The sequence below is a fragment of the Xanthomonas pisi DSM 18956 genome (assembly GCF_001010415.1).
GTDB lineage: Bacteria > Pseudomonadota > Gammaproteobacteria > Xanthomonadales > Xanthomonadaceae > Xanthomonas > Xanthomonas pisi.
In genome coordinates this window covers 31,420-49,422 of sequence record NZ_JPLE01000007.1, presented here as the reverse complement: position 1 = coordinate 49,422, position 18,003 = coordinate 31,420, and the positions used below count along the sequence as shown (strand labels likewise).

Annotated in this window: 15 protein-coding genes; 4 read left to right on the top strand and 11 right to left on the bottom strand. The window is 65.2% G+C overall.

Annotation, left to right across the window (positions count from 1 at the left end; all coding sequences use genetic code 11):
• The first annotated feature begins 264 nt into the window (after positions 1-264).
• Positions 265-663, top strand: coding sequence for a VOC family protein (locus Y887_RS01255; RefSeq protein ID WP_046962626.1), 399 nt, complete (start codon positions 265-267; stop codon positions 661-663).
• Positions 664-730: 67 nt separating this feature from the next.
• Here Y887_RS01255 and Y887_RS01250 read toward each other — a convergent pair whose 3' ends face one another.
• Both Y887_RS01250 and Y887_RS01245 read right to left on the bottom strand, forming a co-directional pair.
• On the bottom strand, positions 731-2,509 hold the full coding sequence (locus tag Y887_RS01250; RefSeq protein WP_046962625.1) for a S53 family peptidase: 1,779 nt from the start codon (positions 2,507-2,509) through the stop codon (positions 731-733).
• A gap of 339 nt (positions 2,510-2,848) precedes the next feature.
• Entirely contained in the window at positions 2,849-3,826 is a 978-nt protein-coding gene (locus Y887_RS01245) for an NAD(P)H-quinone oxidoreductase (protein ID WP_046962624.1), read from the bottom strand.
• 444 nt (positions 3,827-4,270) lie between these two features.
• On the opposite strand from Y887_RS01245, the gene metF reads away from it, so the two are divergent.
• Positions 4,271-5,098, top strand: a complete 828-nt coding sequence (gene metF, locus Y887_RS01240) for a methylenetetrahydrofolate reductase [NAD(P)H] (RefSeq protein ID WP_046962623.1) — start codon at positions 4,271-4,273, stop codon at positions 5,096-5,098.
• A 53-nt stretch (positions 5,099-5,151) separates the two neighbouring features.
• On the top strand, positions 5,152-5,829 hold the full coding sequence (locus Y887_RS01235; RefSeq protein WP_046962622.1) for a hypothetical protein: 678 nt from the start codon (positions 5,152-5,154) through the stop codon (positions 5,827-5,829).
• 64 nt (positions 5,830-5,893) lie between these two features.
• Here the strand turns inward: Y887_RS01235 and Y887_RS01230 are convergent, their stop codons facing one another.
• The 5 genes from Y887_RS01230 to Y887_RS01210 all read right to left on the bottom strand — a co-directional run bounded on the left by Y887_RS01230 (position 5,894) and on the right by Y887_RS01210 (position 12,411).
• Positions 5,894-6,361: a tetratricopeptide repeat protein gene (locus Y887_RS01230; protein ID WP_046962621.1), complete on the bottom strand. Its 468-nt coding sequence runs from the start codon at positions 6,359-6,361 to the stop codon at positions 5,894-5,896.
• A gap of 289 nt (positions 6,362-6,650) precedes the next feature.
• Positions 6,651-7,598 carry a Nudix family hydrolase gene (locus Y887_RS01225; protein WP_046962620.1) on the bottom strand — a complete coding sequence of 316 codons (948 nt, stop codon included), beginning with the start codon at positions 7,596-7,598 and terminating at the stop codon, positions 6,651-6,653.
• 144 nt (positions 7,599-7,742) lie between these two features.
• The gene (locus Y887_RS01220) at positions 7,743-8,111 is read right to left on the bottom strand and encodes a VOC family protein (protein WP_046962619.1); all 369 of its coding nucleotides are present in this window, start codon (positions 8,109-8,111) and stop codon (positions 7,743-7,745) included.
• A gap of 451 nt (positions 8,112-8,562) precedes the next feature.
• Positions 8,563-11,301: a preprotein translocase subunit SecA gene (gene secA / locus Y887_RS01215; protein WP_046962618.1), complete on the bottom strand. Its 2,739-nt coding sequence runs from the start codon at positions 11,299-11,301 to the stop codon at positions 8,563-8,565.
• A 165-nt stretch (positions 11,302-11,466) separates the two neighbouring features.
• Complete coding sequence (locus Y887_RS01210; protein WP_046962617.1) at positions 11,467-12,411, bottom strand: M23 family metallopeptidase; 945 nt, start codon at positions 12,409-12,411, stop codon at positions 11,467-11,469.
• Here Y887_RS01210 and Y887_RS01205 point away from each other — a divergent pair, their 5' ends adjacent.
• Positions 12,412-12,858: a DciA family protein gene (locus Y887_RS01205; protein ID WP_084725890.1), complete on the top strand. Its 447-nt coding sequence runs from the start codon at positions 12,412-12,414 to the stop codon at positions 12,856-12,858.
• 315 nt (positions 12,859-13,173) lie between these two features.
• Here the strand turns inward: Y887_RS01205 and lpxC are convergent, their stop codons facing one another.
• From lpxC to Y887_RS01185, 4 genes are all read right to left on the bottom strand, one after another.
• Complete coding sequence (lpxC, locus tag Y887_RS01200; protein ID WP_046962616.1) at positions 13,174-14,085, bottom strand: UDP-3-O-acyl-N-acetylglucosamine deacetylase; 912 nt, start codon at positions 14,083-14,085, stop codon at positions 13,174-13,176.
• A 230-nt stretch (positions 14,086-14,315) separates the two neighbouring features.
• Positions 14,316-15,554, bottom strand: coding sequence for a cell division protein FtsZ (gene ftsZ, locus Y887_RS01195; protein WP_046962615.1), 1,239 nt, complete (start codon positions 15,552-15,554; stop codon positions 14,316-14,318).
• Between the two features lie 294 nt (positions 15,555-15,848).
• Positions 15,849-17,084, bottom strand: coding sequence for a cell division protein FtsA (gene ftsA / locus Y887_RS01190; RefSeq protein WP_003485272.1), 1,236 nt, complete (start codon positions 17,082-17,084; stop codon positions 15,849-15,851).
• On the bottom strand, positions 17,081-17,917 hold the full coding sequence (locus tag Y887_RS01185; RefSeq protein ID WP_046962614.1) for a cell division protein FtsQ/DivIB: 837 nt from the start codon (positions 17,915-17,917) through the stop codon (positions 17,081-17,083). The genes ftsA and Y887_RS01185 overlap by 4 nt, the downstream gene beginning before the upstream one ends.
• Between the last annotated feature and the right edge of the window lie 86 nt (positions 17,918-18,003).

The following is an 18,003-nucleotide window of genomic DNA, read 5'->3' as shown; positions in this document are numbered from 1 at the left end:
CCTGCGACCACACACCTGCGACGGCGCAGTGTACGGTCAGGCCATGGCCCGCTGCGAGACATCGCTCCTGCTTGTTTTGCTATACCTGCACGGGCGCCATGCAGCGGTTCCGTCAGCGCTGCGCAGCTGCAGTGCCTGACGGCAGCTGCGATACAGGCCGCCGTGCCGATTGCGAGACGCCACGGCAACGATTGACGCACGGCCTGCGCACGGCCCAGGATCGTCGGCCGGCACGTGGGTGCCCCTCGTCGCAGGACTGCATCGATGCTGCATCACGTCTCCATTGGCGTTGGCAACATCGCGGCCTCGGCCGCGTTTTACGACGCCGTGCTTGGCGCACTCGGCTATGTGCGGGTGTGGTCGGACCTGGAACCGGGCACGCTCGATCAGGCCGTCGGCTACGGCCACCCCGGTGGCGAAGACTGCCTGGCGCTGAAACAACAACAGGCGACGCAGTGCGCACCGGGCCGCGGATTCCATCTCGCATTCGCAGCCAGCACTGCTGCAGCAGTGGACGCCTTCCATCTGGCCGCACTGCGACACGGCGGTCGCAGCAACGGCGCGCCCGGTTTGCGACCCGACTATGGCGATGCGTATTACGCCGCATTCGTCATCGACCCCGACGGCCACCACATCGAAGCGGTGGTCGACACGACGATGTGATCGCTGGCAGTCGCCTGGCGTGCGGCACCGATCATGCCGGCACCGCACGCCATGGCGATGCCCAGGATCAGGGTGAGGCGTGGGCCAGGAAGCGGTCGAAATCGGCAATATCCAGGCTGCCCCAACCCGATGCGAAATCCCAGCCGCTAGCGGCCACATAGCCATCGCCATACAGGCCATTGGTCCCTGCCAGCACATCATGCTTGCGCTGCGCAGCGCCGCGCTGGCTCGCATAGCGATAGAGCTGCGGACCGATGAAACCCAGATTCGGGTGCGACTGCAGTAACCGCGCGACATAGCCGGCGAAGGTCGGCGTGGCGGCGCTGGTGCCCCAGACGTATCCACGGAATTCGCGGCCTTGCGCATCGGTCAACAGGACCTCTGCGCTGCTGGAAAAAGCACCGTTGAAACTGACATCCGGCACGGCGCGGCGTCCGGAACTTACCTGTGCGGGGATCGCGGCCTTCTGCCACTGCGGCGCGTCGGCCCCCCGGCTCAGGCCGCCCTGGCTGATCTGGCGGCCCACACCGGTATTCCAGACGCGCTCGGCCGCATAGGTGCCGGCGCTTCCGGTCCTGGTCTGCAGCTCTGTGGCACCGACCGCGATTGCATACGGGTCCGATGCGGGAAACGCGACCTGGCGTTGGTCCTGATGCCCCAGCAGGCTGTCGTAATACGGCGCAGTCGCACGCGCGCTCAAGGGTTGATAGATCCCGTCGTCGCCGCTGCAGATCAGGATGTTCTGCCCCTGCCTGACCGCCTTGGAAACGCTGGCATCGATGGCCTGGAAGATCGTGTCGTCCACTTCGGCTTCCGGTGCGTAGATCGACATGCTGACCACACGCGCAAGGTTGTCGTCGGCCGCACGCGCCAGGCCATCGGTCATGCTTTTCCAGGAAAAGTCCGGGATGTTGTAGATGATCAACTGCCTCAGTCCGCCGGCACTGCCGACCAGCAGTTGCGTGTCCATGTCCCACTCGGTTTCGTTGTTCTTGCTATCTGCCGTGGAGCGGAAACCCGGCGCTGCCGGGTCGCCCACCGTCACCACCGTGACCGGCGTATGCAGGCCGTGCAGCGTCTGGAAATGCTGCAGACGCGACAGCGTCTGTTCCAGATTGCCGGCGGCGATAATGGCACCGACAACGCCGCTGGCAGGTGCCAGCGCGTTCGCGCCATAGACGCTGCCCAGCTCTTCCACGCTATGCCGCACCGCTTCCGAGGCGCCGCTACTGCGCGCAAGGGCGGCACTTGTACCCAGTCCCCGATCGACAGCGACTCGCGCATCGGCGGGGACGGTCGAGCGGTGGGTCAATCGGGCAGTGCTGCGGTTATCCAGCCCCACCACGCCTTGCACGAGTGGGCGCAAGGCGTCAGGAAGAACGATCCCATCCTGATTGAAGTACACCGCACGCCCGTCGATAGTGCCCGTGCGCAGCGTCACCGCGAACGCCGACTGCAGTGCGGCCGCCGTTGCAGTGGCCTGCAACACGCGACCATCGGATACGACCTGCACATCGCTGATGCCGTGCTTGCGCAGGTAGTCCTTGATTTGTGCAATGTCGCTGGCAGCAGCCGCAGCGGTGTGGTCCAGCGCGCCACGCAGCAGCGGGTCGGCCGCATCGCGCATCAACCAGTACTCGATCGCCGCGTGCTGCGCGGCTGCGTCCATCCGCGGCCTGAGCACGAGACTGATCTGCAGGACGCGCTCCGGCGCCATCGGCGCGCTGGCGCTGACCGCTGGCCACTGGCCGGAGGCCGGCAGATCCGACGTCGCCGCGTACGCGGTGCCCGCGCCGCACACGGTCATGGTGGATGCCAGCAATGCCATACCCAGGGATTTCCGCATCGTTCGATTCCTTCGCTGTCGAGAATGAATACATCGGCTGCGGATTGTTACGAGCAGGTATGACCATTCACTCCGCGCCATGCGAAGTTGTTCGGCGTTGAGCGAGGACGCCTGGTGGAGCTCTCGAACGACGTCTGTGCGCACCTGGAACGCGGGCGGTCGCGATGGCGGGCGGGCAAGCGAGCGCCAACGCCACCAGGCCGGCCATGCGGGCGCCACAAGCACAACGCCGACGGCTGTTCGGCAGGCGGCAATGACGCAGCGCTATCGTTCCCCCCGGCCCGCGGCGTCGCCAGCGACCCGCCCTGCACTCGCAGGACGGGTAGCTGGACCGGACGCTCACATTTCCAGCACCACCTTGCCCAGATGGCTGCCCTGCTCCAGATAGCGATGCGCTGCAGCCACCTCACCCAGCGGAAAGCGCTTGTCGATCAGCACGCGAATCCTGCCTTGTTCGATCCATGGCCACACCACGCGCTCGACTTCCGCAGCAAGGCGGGCCTTCTCGTCGGCAGTGCGCGGACGCAGCGTCGATCCGGTCAGGATGGCCTGCTTGCGCATCAGCTGTGGGATCGGCACCTCGATGGTCGAACCGGCCTGCGAGGCGATATAGACGATGCGCCCGCGCGGGTTGAGCGCTTCCAGCGTATCGGCAAAGACCGCCGCACCCACCATGTCGAGCGCTACGTCCACGCCGCCATGCGCCTTGGCCACGTCCACGAACGACTCGCTGGTGGAATCGATCGCCACATCGGCGCCCAGCTCGCGCGCCTGCGCCGCCTTGCCGGCCGAGCGCGCAGTGGCCAATACATGCGCACCGGCCGCCTTGGCCATCTGGATCGCGGTGACGCCGATCCCGGACGTTGCCCCATGCAGCAGCAGCCACTCACCGGCCGCCAAGCGGCCATGCTCGAACAGATTGGCATAGGCAGTGAAGAGGGTTTCCGGCAATGCGGCCGCATGCACCAGATCCATGCCGGCGGGAATCGGCAGCACATGCCGCGCATCGACCGCGGCATAGTGCGCATAGCCGCCACCGCCAAGCAATGCGCAGACACGGTCGCCCACCTTCCAGCGACCAGCCGGCTCCACGATCTCGCCGGCCACTTCCAGACCCAGCGTTTCCGGCGCGCCCGGCGGCGGCGGATAATGCCCGGCGCGCTGCAGCAGATCCGGGCGATTGATGCCCGCCGCATGCACACGAATCAGCACCTGCCCGGACGCCGGCCGCGGGCGCGGTTGCTCGGTGACATACAGCGCGTCGGCATCGCCCTTGCCATCGCGGATGGCGATGGCGGTCATCGTGTTGTCGGACATCAAGGCGCTCCGTCAAAGGGGCGCCCAGTGTAGGCAGGCAGATGTCAATGCCCGGCGTAGGGCGCGCGATGCCACTGCCGCTGCACACCCTGTCTCGACGCGCCACAGGACGCTTCGCACTCACCTCAAGGTACATAACACGCCCTAGGCCGAGGCGAGCGCCAGATCGCCGACACCACGCGCCAACGCAACCCGGATGCGGCCCAACGATTCGGCGATGACCTCCATTTGCTGCTCTTGCATGTCGCGCTCCGATCACGTGGCGCGGGCTAGCCGAGCTTGGCGCGCACGCCGACGCGCGGCCGGCGCATGCAAGCAGCCCCGGCCATGCGGTCGTCCCTGCACGCTGGCATCGCCCGCAATCGATCGGGACACTCGCAACCAAATATGCATTCATCGCGATGAAGCGATATTATGCGGGCACGATCCGCCGGACCCGCCGCGATGACGCATCTCAGCTTCGAGTTTTACCCGCCCAAGAACGACGACCAGCGTGCGCAGCTGGAGCGCACCGCGACCAGGCTGAAGGGCTATGCACCCGAATATGTGTCGTGCACCTTCGGCGCCGGCGGCTCCACGCTCAGCTACACCTCCGAGACGGTACGCCATCTCAAGCAGAAGCACGGCTTCGAGGCGGCGCCGCACCTGTCCTGTGTCGGCGGCAGCCGCGAGGAGATCCGCGAACTGCTCAAGCTGTATCGCACCATCGGCTGCACCCGCATCGTTGCGCTGCGCGGCGACCTGCCCTCGGGCATGGGGCACCCGGGCGACCTGCGCTATGCCTCGGACCTGATCGCCTTCATCCGCGCCGAGCACGGCGATGCCTTCCGTATCGAAGTAGGCGCGTATCCGGAAACCCATCCGCAAGCGGTCGATGCCTTGAGCGACCTGCGCTACTTCAAGGCCAAGGTCGATGCCGGTGCCGATGCGGCGATCACCCAGTATTTCTACAACGCCGATGCCTACTTCCATTTTCGCGATGCGGTGCAACGCATGGGCGTGGAGGTGCCGATCGTTCCCGGCATCATGCCGATCTCCAATTTCTCGCAGCTACGGCGTTTTTCCGAGCAATGCGGCGCCGAGATCCCGCGCTGGATCGGCAAGAAGATGCAGTCCTACGGCGACGATGCCGATGCGGTGCGGGCATTCGGTGCGGAAGTGGTGGCCAGCCTGTGCGAGCGCCTGATCGCAGGCGGCGCACCGGCGCTGCACTTCTACACGCTCAACCTGGCCAAGCCGACCACGCAGGTGCTGCAGCTGCTCGGGCGCTGAGCCCGGCCCCCGGCTCGGCCCACTTGCGGCAACCTGCCGGTACACACGGTTCAATGCATGCAGGTGCGCCCGGCCACACCACGTGCGAGCGCGCGACCCTCGCGTTTCTCGCCGGCTCACACGCGCCCGGCTACGCTGCGCGGATGTTTCGTTTCCTGCCAGCGCTGGTGTTGCTGCTCTGCCTGCCTGCCGCCGACCGCGTGCAGGCACAGGAGATCCGTCGCTGCGTCACGCCGGACGGGCAAACCATGTTCACCGACCGCCGTTGCGAAGACGTGGGCGCTGCAGTGCGCGCACCACCGTCCCCGCGCACGCAAGGCAATACCGGGCTGCACCGCTATGGCTGCCCACGCCGGCTGAGCGAATTGGTGTCGCTGCTGCAAAGCGCCGTGGACAGCCGCGACGTCAATCGACTGTCCAGCCTCTACCTGTGGAGCGGGCAGTCCGACGCGGCGGCCAACCAGGTGCTGAGCCGGCTGGAAGCCATCGTGCAACGCCCGCTGCTGGACATCGCACCGATGTATCCGCAGACCGATCCGCCCACCTGGGATGCAGACACCGCCGCGGCAACTCCATCGCTGGACGGCAGCGCGATCGATGCGCCATTGCCCGCACCCACACGCCCGCGCCCATGGGGCCTGCGCCTGGAACAAAACCTCGCCAGCGGCACTCCCGCGCGTAGCGTGTTGCGCCTGCGCCGGCAGTACAACTGCTTTTGGGTGACGTTTTAAGGCCGACAGGGACCTGCGGTGAGCCGCTCCCCGAAACGGCATCGGCTTGATGGATGGCGAGCACTCACTTCCAGAAGGTCCACCTGGATGTCTTGCGAGGCAATTCAATACCGTTTGCACGCGTGCTCAGGAATTCCAGATACTTGGGATCCTCGCTGGCGAACACTTCGGGGCCGTCCCCCATGTAAGCCCGCATCAGCTCATCTGCCGAGCGATCAAGATTGCCAAGCTCAAGTTGGCACTGCCCAAGTCGCAGATGGATGAACGGGTTCCCAAGTGCGCCAGGGCAGTGCATGGCACGGGACAGGGTGTCCCGACCCGCCGTAAAATCTCCGCTGCGGAAGTTGGCATCCCCGACCGCAGCGAGTATCCACGTCGCCGCATGCCAGTCCTCTTTGGGATCCGGCAACAAGTTCCAGGCCGAGCGATACGCCGCTAGCGCCGAAGGAAAATCGCCTGCGTCGGCATGCCGATCGCCCAGCGCGCACAGACGGTCAAGTTCCGCGCTCGTTTCCAGCGAAAGTTCAAGCACGTGAGTGATCTCCGGTCAGCGCTGACAACATGCAAGTAAGGCACCACTGCTCAACTGCAAGGCGGGCGTGGCCGATGCTGGCGGATTGGGCCACGCCCCAGCATCAACCCACCGTTCCATGCGCGCTGTTCGCACCCTCTGCTGGCTGCTCACCGCGTTTGTTGGTCGCTTCCGGCGCAGTCACTGCGATTGCGGTAAAGCCCACGCAACACGTGAGGCAATTGCGCCGCCGATGCGGCGGGTTTGGACAATGGCGTGCATCGATAACGCTAGCGCGCAGCGGCCGCCATCACTGCGGCCAGAGCGAGCGGATTGCCGCAATGCCTTGCGCGCCATGCGAGCGTGCTTCGCGCAGGTCGGCCGCCTGCATGCCGCCGAGCGCGTAGATCGGCAACGACACCTGCTCGCGCAGGGTTTCGAAGCCGTCCCATCCCAGCGGTGTCGCAGCCGGATGCGATGCGGTGGCCTGCACCGGACCCAGCACCGCAAAATCGCAGCCAAGCCGCTGCGCATGACGCAAGTCCTCCAGCCCATGGCACGAGGCGGCCACCGGTTGTTCTGCGGGCAGCGGACGTTCCTGCAAACCGGCCAACTGCTCCGATCCCAGATGCACGCCGATTCCAAGTTCCGCGGCCAGTGCGATATCGCGATTGAGCAACAGCTGTGCGCGTGTACGGCCGCGCAGGTTCATCACCTGGTGCAACAACGCCTGCCAACGCACCGGCGCGACCTGGCGCCCGCGCAGCTGGATGCGGGTCACACCGTCCTGCAGCGCGCGCCCCAGGCTCTCCAGCCAGCGCGCATCGTCGTCGGGCTCGGGCGTGATCAGATAGCGGTCGGGCTGACGCAGCACACCGACCACCGGCACGTCGGCCGGCGGCATCGAATAGCGGGCCAGCTTGTCGGCCGCCACCCAGGTCATCGCCTGACCTTCGCGACCGCGCGGACTGCCTTTCCAGCTCGTGATGTGCCGCACTTCCAGCCGCAGGCGTTTGTCCGGATACAGCTGCGGCACATCCATGACCCACTCGCCAACCTGGGCCTCGATGCCGAGTTCTTCATTGAGCTCGCGCACCAGCGCCTGCTCGGAGGTCTCGCCGGGCTCGCGCTTGCCGCCGGGAAATTCCCACAGCCCGGGCATGTCGCGGGTTTCGGTACGGCGCGTCAGCAGGATCCGGCCGCGCGGGTCGGTGATCACGCCGGCAACGACGTGGATGGATCGAAGGGAATCGGGCATGCAACAAGAGTGCCGCGAGTGTGCGGTTCAGTGCAATCGCTTGGGGGCCGGGATTGGAGATTGGGGATTCGAGATTGGTCAAAGCGCAGCACGTGTGCTTCTGCCAATCCCGAATCCCGAATCCCCAATCCCCAATCTCCCGGCCTACAGTGGATGCCCGATGCGCCAGAGCACGCCGCTGGGATCGTGCAAGGTGAAATCGCGTGCGCCCCATGGCCGGTCTTCCGGCGCGCTGCAGCTCACCCCGAACTGCGCGCCCAGGCCGGTGTCGTGCACGTGCTGCCACCACCCGTCGGCATCGTCCACCCACAGATGCAGCATCAGGTTTTCGGCCAGCTCGCGCAGATAGAAATCCTGCAGCAGGAACGCGCAGTGCGCACCGTGCCGAAAGCAGGTCACGTTGCCCACCTCGTCCTCCTGCACGAATCCCAGCGCACGATAGAACCGCTGCGACAGCGCGTAATCGCGCGCAGGCACGAACACCTTCAATTGCTGGCTGGACAGCAGTGCCATGACCGCACTCCACGCAGGATGTGGATCGAGCATACGCCCCGCAGTGGCACCGGCGGAGAGGCCTCATACAAAAGGCGCCGCGTTGGCGCCGCGAGAGATGGACAGCGCGCGGCAGAGCTGCCGTGCCGAGGCCCACCGCAAGACAGCTCGCCGGACGCTTCCAGCGTCTATGCGGTTGGTGTCCCGTCGTTGCCTGGCAACGATGCAAGCCATGCCTTCGCAGGGAATTGGCCAAAGGCGGCGAAACCTGAGCGTGGCCTCGTACCCGGTCTGCGATATCCCCTTTCCTGCTTCAAGACCCCCTCAGGATCCCATCCGTAAGCAGAGCCCCCTTGGTAAGGGGGCGCGCCAAAGGCGCGGGGATCGGAAGCAATGACCGTGCACCAGGCATCCGCGTAGCGGATGCCTGGTGCGCAGCCCGCTTCGCGGGCTGCGCCACGGTCAACTCAGCTCAGCTGAGTTGACCGTGGCAGTGCTTGTACTTCTTGCCGCTGCCGCACGGGCACGGATCGTTCCGGCCGACTTTGGGCTCGTCGCGGGTGACCTGCGACACCGGCACCGGTGCGTTGCCGCCCTGCATCTGCTCCACTTCCTCGTCGGCACCGTAGCCGCCGGCATCCTGGTGCTGGAACTGCGAGGCCATCAGGCGTGCTTGCGCCTGGAGACGCTCCTGTTCTTCCAGCTCGGCCACTTCTTCTTCGCTGCGGATGCGCACGCGCGCCAGCAGGTTGACCACTTCGCGCTTGACGTTCTCCAGCATCTCGGAGAACAGCTCGAAGGCTTCCTTCTTGTATTCCTGCTTGGGCTGCTTCTGCGCGTAACCACGCAGATAGATGCCCTGGCGCAGGTAATCCATCTTGGCCAGATGCTCCTTCCAGCCCTGATCGAGCACGGTCAGCATCACGTGTTTTTCCAGCGCGCGCATGGTGTCGTTGCCCACCGCCGCTTCCTTCTCGGCGAAGTGCGCATCCACCGCCGCCTGCACCTTGGCGGCGATCTGCTCGGCGTCCAGTTCTTCCTGCGTGCGCGCCATTTCGCGCAACGCCATCGGCATGCCCAGCTCCGATTCCAGCGTGGCTTCCAGCCCCTGCAGGTCCCACTGCTCGTCCACCGAATTGGGCGGCACGAAGCGGGCGACCAGGTCATAGATCACGTCGCCACGGATGCCGTCGACGTTGTCCTTCACCGACTCGGCATCCAGCAACTCATCGCGCTGCGCGTAGATCACCTTGCGCTGATCGTTGTTGACGTCGTCGAAGTCCAGCAGGTTCTTGCGGATGTCGAAGTTATGCGCTTCCACCTTGCGCTGGGCCTTCTCGATCTGCCGGCTGACCAGGCGATCTTCGATGACGTCGTCTTCCTTCATGCCCATCATGCGCATCGCCTTCTGGACCCAGTCCGAGGCGAAGATGCGCATCAGGTTGTCTTCCAGCGACAGATAGAAACGCGACGAACCCGGGTCACCCTGACGACCGGCGCGGCCGCGCAACTGGTTGTCGATACGCCGCGATTCGTGGCGCTCGGTACCGATGATGTGCAGGCCGCCGGCCGCCTTGACCGCGTCATGACGACGCTGCCAATCGGTCTTGATCTTGAAGCGCGCGTCCTCGGTCGCATCCTCGCCCAGCGCGTGGTACTCCGATTCCAGCGAACCGCCCAGCACGATGTCGGTACCGCGGCCGGCCATGTTGGTGGCGATGGTCACCGCGCCCGGCTGGCCGGCGTTGGCTACGATGGTCGCTTCGCGCTCGTGCTGCTTGGCGTTGAGCACTTCGTGCTTCACCCCGGCCTTGCGCAGATGCTCTGACAGCATCTCCGAGGTCTCGATCGAGGTGGTGCCCACCAGCACCGGCTGGCCGCGCTTGGCGCAGTCTTCGATATCGGCCAGCACCGCGTTGAACTTGCCCTTGCGGTTGAGGAACACCTGGTCCGGATGGTCCTTGCGCACGGTCGGGCGGTTGGTCGGGATCACCACCACTTCCAGGCCATAGATGCTCTGGAACTCGTAGGCTTCGGTGTCGGCCGTACCGGTCATGCCGGACAGCTTCTTGTACATGCGGAACAGGTTCTGGAAGGTGATGCTGGCCAGCGTCTGGTTCTCGCGCTGTACCGGCACGCCTTCCTTCGCTTCGACCGCCTGGTGCAGGCCGTCGGACCAGCGACGCCCGGACAGGGTGCGGCCGGTGAATTCGTCCACGATCACCACTTCGCCATCGCGCACGATGTAATCCACATCGCGCTGGTAGATCGCATGCGCACGCAGCGCGGCGTTGAGGTGATGCACCACGCTCAGGTTCTGCGCGGCGTACAGGCCGTCTTCGGCGTTTTCCAGGATACCGGCCTGCATCAGCAGTTCTTCGGCGTGGCCCATGCCCGCTTCGGACAGATGCACCTGCTTGCCCTTCTCGTCGATCCAGTAATCGCCCTCGCCTTCCTCGCTTTCCTGCTTGGTCAGCTGCGGCACGATGCGGTTGACGCGGATGTACAGCTCCGGCGATTCGTCGGCCGGGCCGGAAATGATCAGCGGGGTGCGCGCTTCGTCGATCAGGATCGAGTCGACTTCGTCGACGATCGCGTAATGCAGAGTGCGCTGATAGCGGTCGGCGCGCGACAGCGCCATGTTGTCGCGCAGGTAATCAAAGCCGAACTCGTTGTTGGTGCCGTAGGTGATGTCGCTGCCGTAGGCTTCGCGCTTGTCGCTATGCGGCATGCCCGGATACACCACGCCCACGCTCAGGCCCAGCCAGTTGTACAACTTGCCCATCTGCGCGGCATCGCGGCGCGCCAGGTAGTCGTTGACGGTGACCACATGTACGCCCTCGCCCTGCAGCGCGTTGAGGTACACCGGCAGGGTCGCCACCAGGGTCTTGCCTTCGCCGGTGCGCATCTCGGCGATCTTGCCCAGATGCAGCACCATGCCGCCGATCAGCTGCACGTCGTAGTGGCGCATGCCCAGCACGCGACGGCTGGCCTCGCGGCACACCGCAAAGGCTTCGGGAAGGATCTTGTCCAGGGACTGCCCGGTGGCAAGCCGCTGCTTGAACTCCGGGGTCTTGGCTTGCAGCTCGGCGTCGGAGAGCTTCTCGATCGTCGGCTCCAGCGCATTGATCTGGGCGACGAGGCGGGTGAGCTGGCGCAGCTGGCGTTCGTTACGACTGCCAAAGACACGGGTAAGCAGACTGTTGATCATTGAAGAAACCGGTTGAAAAGGAACGGTTTGACCGACGCCGGTCCCAAGACCCGACCGCCGTAAACGAAACAGGGCGCACTGCGCCCTGTCATGGCAACACCCTATTGTAGCTTGGGGCGAGCCTTCACGAATCAAGCACCTCCGCGGGAGCGTGCCATGCCTTCGTCAACCGCGTCCTCGGCGCCCTACCGGCGTCGTGGTGTCGCCCAGGAACTTGCGCGGATTGACCACGCGGCCATCGGCCCACACCTCGAAATGCACGTGCGCACCGGTGGAACGGCCGCTGGAACCGGCCCTGGCCACCTGCTGCCCGGCCCGCACCAGATCGCCCACCTTCACCACCAGGCGTGAGTTGTGCGCGTAGCGGGTCACGTAGCCGTTGCCATGATCCACTTCCACCACGTTGCCGTAGCCGCCACGCACACCGGCGTAGCTGACCACGCCATCGGCGACCGACATCACCGGGTCGCCCACGTTGGCGTGGAAGTCCACACCCTTGTGGAAGGCCGAGCCGCCGTCGAACGGATCGGCGCGACCGCCAAAGCCCGAGGTGATATAGGTGTTGCGGATCGGCATCCGCGAGGGCACCGAATTCTGCTCGAGCTGATGATCGAACATCAGCGCCGCCAGGACGTTCAGTTGCTGGCCGGAGGCGGAGAACTGCTGTTCGACCTGCCCCAGCGTCTGCTTGAGCGACTCAACCGGCATGTCGCTGACCGGCTCATCGCCGCCACCGACGCCGACCGGCTCGTCGAAGTCGAACTCGCCATCCTTCAACTTGCCCATTTCGGTCAGCCGCTCGCCCAATGCGTTGAGGCGGGTGGCCTGCGCCTGCAGCTCGCCCATGCGTGCGGCCAGTGCATTGACCTGCGCCTGCGAGGCGCGCTGCGCCTGGGCCAGCTCGACCTGCTGCTGCGCGACCTTGGCCTGCAGCGCGGAATTGGTCACCATGCCGGTAGCGGTGCTTGCGCCGACGCCAATCAACATGCCCAGCCCAAGAACGGCGCCGAGGACTACCATCGGTCGATCCGCGGCAAAACCCTGGACGTGTCGGGCCAACCGTTGCGCCCGGGTTTGTCGAGATTTGATTACAACTTTTTTCAACGCCATATGAGTGTCATGTCCAAGCCCAAATCCAGCGCACACAACCCTTCCGCTCCGCAGCAGGCCATCGAGGCCGCGCTGGGTGAAAAGGCTGGCGACCCCTTGCGCCGAGCCTTGTGGCTCGATGCGCTGGACCGGCAGTTGCGCCCCCTGTTACCGCCCCATCTGGCGACCCGTTGCCGGTTGGCCAATGTCCGAGGCGAACAGCTCGTTTTTCTGGTTGATTCACCGATCTGGCATGCCAAGGTGCGGCTCGCCGAGACCCAACTTCTTGATGCCGCCCGATCCATCGGGTTGAAGGCCACCGCAGTGACCGTCAAGACGGCAAGCACTCCGCTGCATTCCCCAACACAGCAGAACCGCGACCGTCCACGGCCGGTGTCCGAAGCCACGCACAAGGGTCTGCGCGAGGCACTGGCATCCTTGCAGGACGTCTTGCCGACCAAGCGGTGACATCCTTGCCGCCGTCTCCGGGCAGCCAGCAGCGCGTGAAAAGATTGCGAAGACCACGCACGACCCGACGCATCCTAGCGGTCATGGCGCCCGCAGGAGTTAGATAAGTCTTAAATAAAAGTTAAGACCGGAGCTGAAATCCGACCTGGCTCACACTTTCGATGCCAATTGCGGCATTCCCTGACATATCGTCAGGCAGTGAACGCAGTCAGCGAGCGGTCGTCAGGGACGTGCGGGCGTTTGGCCGCCCGCATGCAGCTGGGCACCGTCGGGCGAAGCCGCATCGACCGAAAGCGACGCGGCAGGGGGCCGATCTCAGGCGTAGACGGGGCTGGCGTAGGTCACCGGCGGCTGCTCGGTTCCTTCGGGGAAGCTGACCCATTCCCAGGCGGCCTGATCCGCCAGCAACGCGCGCACCAGCTTGTTGTTGAGCGCATGGCCGGATTTGAACCCTTCATAGGCGCCCAGGATGGCGCCGCCAGCCAGATACAGGTCGCCGATGGCATCCAGGATCTTGTGGCGCACGAATTCATTGGTGTAACGCAGGCCATCCTCGTTGAGTACGCGGAACTCGTCCAGCACGATGGCGTTGTCCATCGAACCGCCCAGGCCCAGATTGCGCTCGCGCATGTACTCAAGGTCGCGCATGAAGCCGAAGGTGCGGGCGCGCGAGATTTCCTTGACGTAAGCCGAGGTGGAGAACTCGATTTCCTGGCGCGACTGCTTGGCCGGGATCATCGGGTGATTGAATTCGATGGTGAAGCCCAGCTTGTAGCCGTCGTACGGCTCGAAACGCGCAATCTTGTCGCCTTCGCGCACTTCCACCGGCTGCTTGATGCGGATGAAGCGCTTGGCCTTGTTCTGCTCGACGATGCCTGCCGACTGCAGCAGGAACACGAACGGGCCGGACGAACCGTCCATGATCGGCAACTCGGCCGAGGACAGTTCGACGATGACGTTGTCCACACCCAGGCCGGCCAGTGCCGACATCAGGTGTTCGACAGTCTGGATCTTGGCGCCGTTGCAGGTCAGCCCGGTGCACAGCGTGGTCTCGGTGACCAGCTCGGCATCGGCGGGGACTTCGACGACCGGTTCCAGGTCCACACGCCGGAACACCACGCCGTGATCGACCGGGGCCGGTCGCAGCGTCATGTACACCTTGTCGCCGCTATGCAGGCCGACGCCGGTGGCGCGAATGGTGTTTTTAAGAGTGCGTTGCTGGGTCATGTGCGAAGTCTGGGGGAACGATGCAGACAGACGCTGAACAGACTGTCTAATCCGGTGAGATTATCCGAATTTTAACAAGTTGCGCGTGAGGAAAGGTGTCATACCGCTGTCTTGCCACTGCAAAAGCTGCCGGATCGTGACCGATCCGGCAGAAAAGGACATGGCATGGCAGCCCCGACAGCTGTCGGGTCGGACGGGCTACGCCGCCGTAGCGACGTAGCCGACGCCCATCAGTCGGCCTGGCGGCGCAGGAACGCCGGGATATCCAGGTAATCGTTGGGCAGGTCAGCCGCCGGCGCCGAAGAACCGCCGCTGTTGTGGTTGCTGCTGCCGACCGAGTCGCTGCTCGGACGACGCAGACCCAGGCCCATGCTGCCGCCGACGGCCTTGGACACCGCGTCGCCGCTGGTGGTGTCGAAGTCGCCGAATTCCGGCTGGCCGGTGGTGGCATTGCGCACCAGCTTGATCGGCGCGCGCTGGTCCGGACGCTGGGTCTGGCGGGCAACCGCACGGTTCAGGCCGGTGGCCACCACGGTCACGCGCACTTCGTCCTGCATGTCCGGGTCGAGCACGGTGCCGACCACCACGGTCGCATCTTCGGACGCGAAGGCTTCGATGGTGCGGCCGATCTCGTCGAACTCGGACATGGTGAAGTCCGGGCCGGCGGTGATGTTGACCAGGATGCCGTTGGCACCGGCCAGGTTGACGTCGTCCAGCAGCGGGTTCTGGATGGCGGCTTCGGCAGCGGCCTGCGCGCGATCGTCGCCGCGAGCCGAACCGGTGCCCATCATGGCCAGGCCCATTTCCGACATCACGGTGCGCACGTCGGCGAAGTCGACGTTGATCAGACCCGGACGCACGATCAGATCGGCGATGCCCTGCACGGCGCCCTGCAGCACATCGTTGGCAGCGCGGAAGGCCTGGATCATGGTCGCGTTGCGGCCAAGCACGGTGATCAGCTTTTCATTGGGGATGGTGATCAGCGAGTCGCAATGCTGGCTGAGTTCCTCGATGCCCTTCAGCGCGACCTGCATGCGGCGGCGGCCTTCGAACGGGAACGGCTTGGTGACCACGGCCACGGTCAGGATGCCCATTTCCTTGGCCAGCTGCGCCACTACGGGGGCTGCGCCGGTGCCGGTGCCACCGCCCATGCCGGCGGTGATGAACACCATGTCCGCACCCTGCAGCGCGTCCATGATGCGCTCGCGGTCTTCCAGTGCGGCCTGGCGGCCGACTTCCGGATTGGCGCCTGCGCCCAGGCCCTTGGTGACGTTGGTACCGAGCTGCAGCTGCAGCTTGGCGCCGCAGTTCTTGATCGCCTGCGAGTCGGTGTTGGCGGTGATGAATTCCACGCCATCGACATTGGTGTTGACCATGTGCGCGACCGCGTTGCCGCCGCCGCCGCCCACGCCAACGACCTTGATTACCGCGTTGGGAGCCATCTTTTCGATCAGTTCAAAATGTGCCATGTCAGTGTCCTCTTGAGCCGGGATTGGGGAGTGGGGATTCGGGATTCGCAAAAGCGCTGGTCCCTGCCCCACTCCGCACCACGGCGAGTGTTGTTGTTTGAAAGTCGGGATTCGTGTGCCTGGGCCATGGATGCGCTGTTGCGCTCTACGACTCACCGCACCTACTCCTCGACGCAATGCCTGCAAAAAAGTTTACCGCCTACCCGCTCGCCGCTCTCTACTTAATCGCTACTGCCACTCTGCTTTTCTTTCGCTCTTGCCAATCCCAAATCCCGAATTCCAACTCCCGGCCTCTCAGAATTCGCCGCGATACCAATTCTTCAATTTCTTGAACAAGCTTCCCGCACGGCCGGTCGGGATCGACGGGCGGCGCGGGTGTTCGATCTGGCTGCCCATCAGCAACAGGCCCACGCCGGAGGCGTGCACCGGGTTGCCGACGACTTCGCCCAGACCGGTGACGTGCTGGGGAATGCCCACGCGCACCGGCATCTGCAACATCTCTTCGGCCAGCTCGACCACGCCTTCCATCTTCGACGCGCCACCGGTGAGCACCATGCCGGCGCGCACCATTTCCTCGAAGCCGGAACGGCGCAGTTCGGCCTGCACCATCTCGAAGATTTCTTCGTAACGGCCCTGCACTGCCTGCGCGAGCGCATGACGCGGCATGCGGCGCGGCGGGCGGTCGCCCACCGACGGCACCTGGATGCTTTCTTCGGCGGTGGCCAGCTGCGCCAGCGCACAGGCGTAACGCACCTTGATCTGCTCGGCTTCCGGCGTGGGCGTGCGCAGCATGTGCGCGATGTCGTTGGTGACGTGGTCGCCGGCGATCGGCAGCGAGGCGGTGTGGCAGATCGCGCCCTGCACGTACACCGCCAGATCGGTGGTACCGGCGCCGATATCCACCAGCACCACGCCCAGTTCGCGCTCGTCGGCGGTCAATACCGCGACGCTGGACGCCAGCGACGACAGCACCAGATCGTCCACCTGCAGGCCGCACTTCTGCACGCATTTGGTGATGTTGGCCGCGGCCGATTGTGCGCACACGACCAGATGCGCGTGCACCTCCAGGCGCACGCCGGTCATGCCGACCGGGTTGCGGATGCCTTCCTGCGAATCGTCCAGCACATACTCGCGCGGGATCGCATGCAGGATGCGCTGGTCGGCAGGAATGGCCACGGCCTTGGCGGCGTCGAGCACGCGCTCCAGATCGCTCCAGGTCACTTCGCCATCGCGGATCGGCACGATGCCGGGCGAGTTCTTGCACTGCACGTGGTTGCCGGAAATGGATGCGTACACCGAGCGGATCTCGCAACCGGCCATCAGCTCGGCCTCTTCCACCGCGCGCTGGATCGACTGCACGGTGGATTCGATGTCCACCACCACGCCACGCTTGAGACCGCGCGATTCATGCGAACCGATGCCGATCACTTCGATCGGATTGCCGGGCGAGTACTCGCCGACCAGCGCGACGACCTTGGAGGTGCCGATGTCCAGTCCAACGATGAGGGATTTGTCGCCTTTGCGGTTCATGTCTTAAAGCCGGGATTCGAGATTTGGGATTCGGGATTGGAGAAAAGCGGTGTGCGGATGCGAGGCAGTTCCAGGACGACCGTGTGATGTGCGGCGGGCGTGGCCGGCGGAGGCTTCTTCTTGGTCTCGGGCGCTGCGTTTTCCAGATTGCGTTCGACCGTGAAGCCGTTGGTGTAGCGCAGGTCGGCGCGGGCGATCGGGCGCTGCGGGTCGGCCAGTTGCGGCAGCACGCGGGCGAAGCGTTGCAGGCGGGCGCGGGCGTCGTCGCGGCCGATCACGATCTGCACACCGTTGCTCAGGCCCAGCGACCAGCTGCCGCGGGCGTCCATCTCCAGGCGCTCCACATCCAGCCCGGTCGGCGCGAACAACGCGCGCGACTCGTTGTACAGCGCAACCACATCCTGGGTCTTGCTGTCCGGACCGCCGAGCTGCGGCAACTTGAAATCCTTGAGCAACGGCGGGGTGCGGAACAAGCGGCCCTGTTCGGACAGCATGCGATCGGTGCCCCAGCGCGCGAACGGCTTGTGCTCGGTCACGCGCACTTCCAGCACGTCCGGCCAACGCTTGCGCACCTGCGCGCTTTCCACCCACGGCAACCGCGCGATGGCGTCTTGCGCCTGCTGCAGCTTCACCGCAAAGAACCCCGAGCGTGCATACGGCAACACCACCGCGCGCAATTCTTCGGCCGGCACCCGCTTGAAGTCGCCGGACACCCGCAACTTCGCCAACGGCCAACGCTCCGCACCCACCCACCCGTTGAGCACGGCCACGACCGGCAACGCGACCAGCGCCACCGCGATCAACCAGGCCAGGATGCGCAGCGTGGCGTTCATTGGCGCGCTCCGCGCGCGTGATTCGTGATTGGGGATTGGAGATTGGCAACAGCGCGAGCGGCGCTCGCGTGATTGGGGATTCGGGA

Bases quoted from the DNA above. Each gene is read 5' to 3' on its own strand.
- Y887_RS01255 (WP_046962626.1), top strand. From the start codon at position 265: ATGCTGCATCACGTCTCCATTGGCGTTGGCAACATCGCGGCCTCGGCC.
- Y887_RS01250 (WP_046962625.1), bottom strand. From the start codon at position 2,509: ATGCGGAAATCCCTGGGTATGGCATTGCTGGCATCCACCATGACCGTG.
- Y887_RS01245 (WP_046962624.1), bottom strand. From the start codon at position 3,826: ATGTCCGACAACACGATGACCGCCATCGCCATCCGCGATGGCAAGGGC.
- metF (WP_046962623.1), top strand. From the start codon at position 4,271: ATGACGCATCTCAGCTTCGAGTTTTACCCGCCCAAGAACGACGACCAG.
- Y887_RS01235 (WP_046962622.1), top strand. From the start codon at position 5,152: ATGCATGCAGGTGCGCCCGGCCACACCACGTGCGAGCGCGCGACCCTC.
- Y887_RS01225 (WP_046962620.1), bottom strand. From the start codon at position 7,598: ATGCCCGATTCCCTTCGATCCATCCACGTCGTTGCCGGCGTGATCACC.
- Y887_RS01220 (WP_046962619.1), bottom strand. From the start codon at position 8,111: ATGGCACTGCTGTCCAGCCAGCAATTGAAGGTGTTCGTGCCTGCGCGC.
- secA (WP_046962618.1), bottom strand. From the start codon at position 11,301: ATGATCAACAGTCTGCTTACCCGTGTCTTTGGCAGTCGTAACGAACGC.
- Y887_RS01210 (WP_046962617.1), bottom strand. From the start codon at position 12,411: ATGGCGTTGAAAAAAGTTGTAATCAAATCTCGACAAACCCGGGCGCAA.
- Y887_RS01205 (WP_084725890.1), top strand. From the start codon at position 12,412: ATGAGTGTCATGTCCAAGCCCAAATCCAGCGCACACAACCCTTCCGCT.
- lpxC (WP_046962616.1), bottom strand. From the start codon at position 14,085: ATGACCCAGCAACGCACTCTTAAAAACACCATTCGCGCCACCGGCGTC.
- ftsZ (WP_046962615.1), bottom strand. From the start codon at position 15,554: ATGGCACATTTTGAACTGATCGAAAAGATGGCTCCCAACGCGGTAATC.
- ftsA (WP_003485272.1), bottom strand. From the start codon at position 17,084: ATGAACCGCAAAGGCGACAAATCCCTCATCGTTGGACTGGACATCGGC.
- Y887_RS01185 (WP_046962614.1), bottom strand. From the start codon at position 17,917: ATGAACGCCACGCTGCGCATCCTGGCCTGGTTGATCGCGGTGGCGCTG.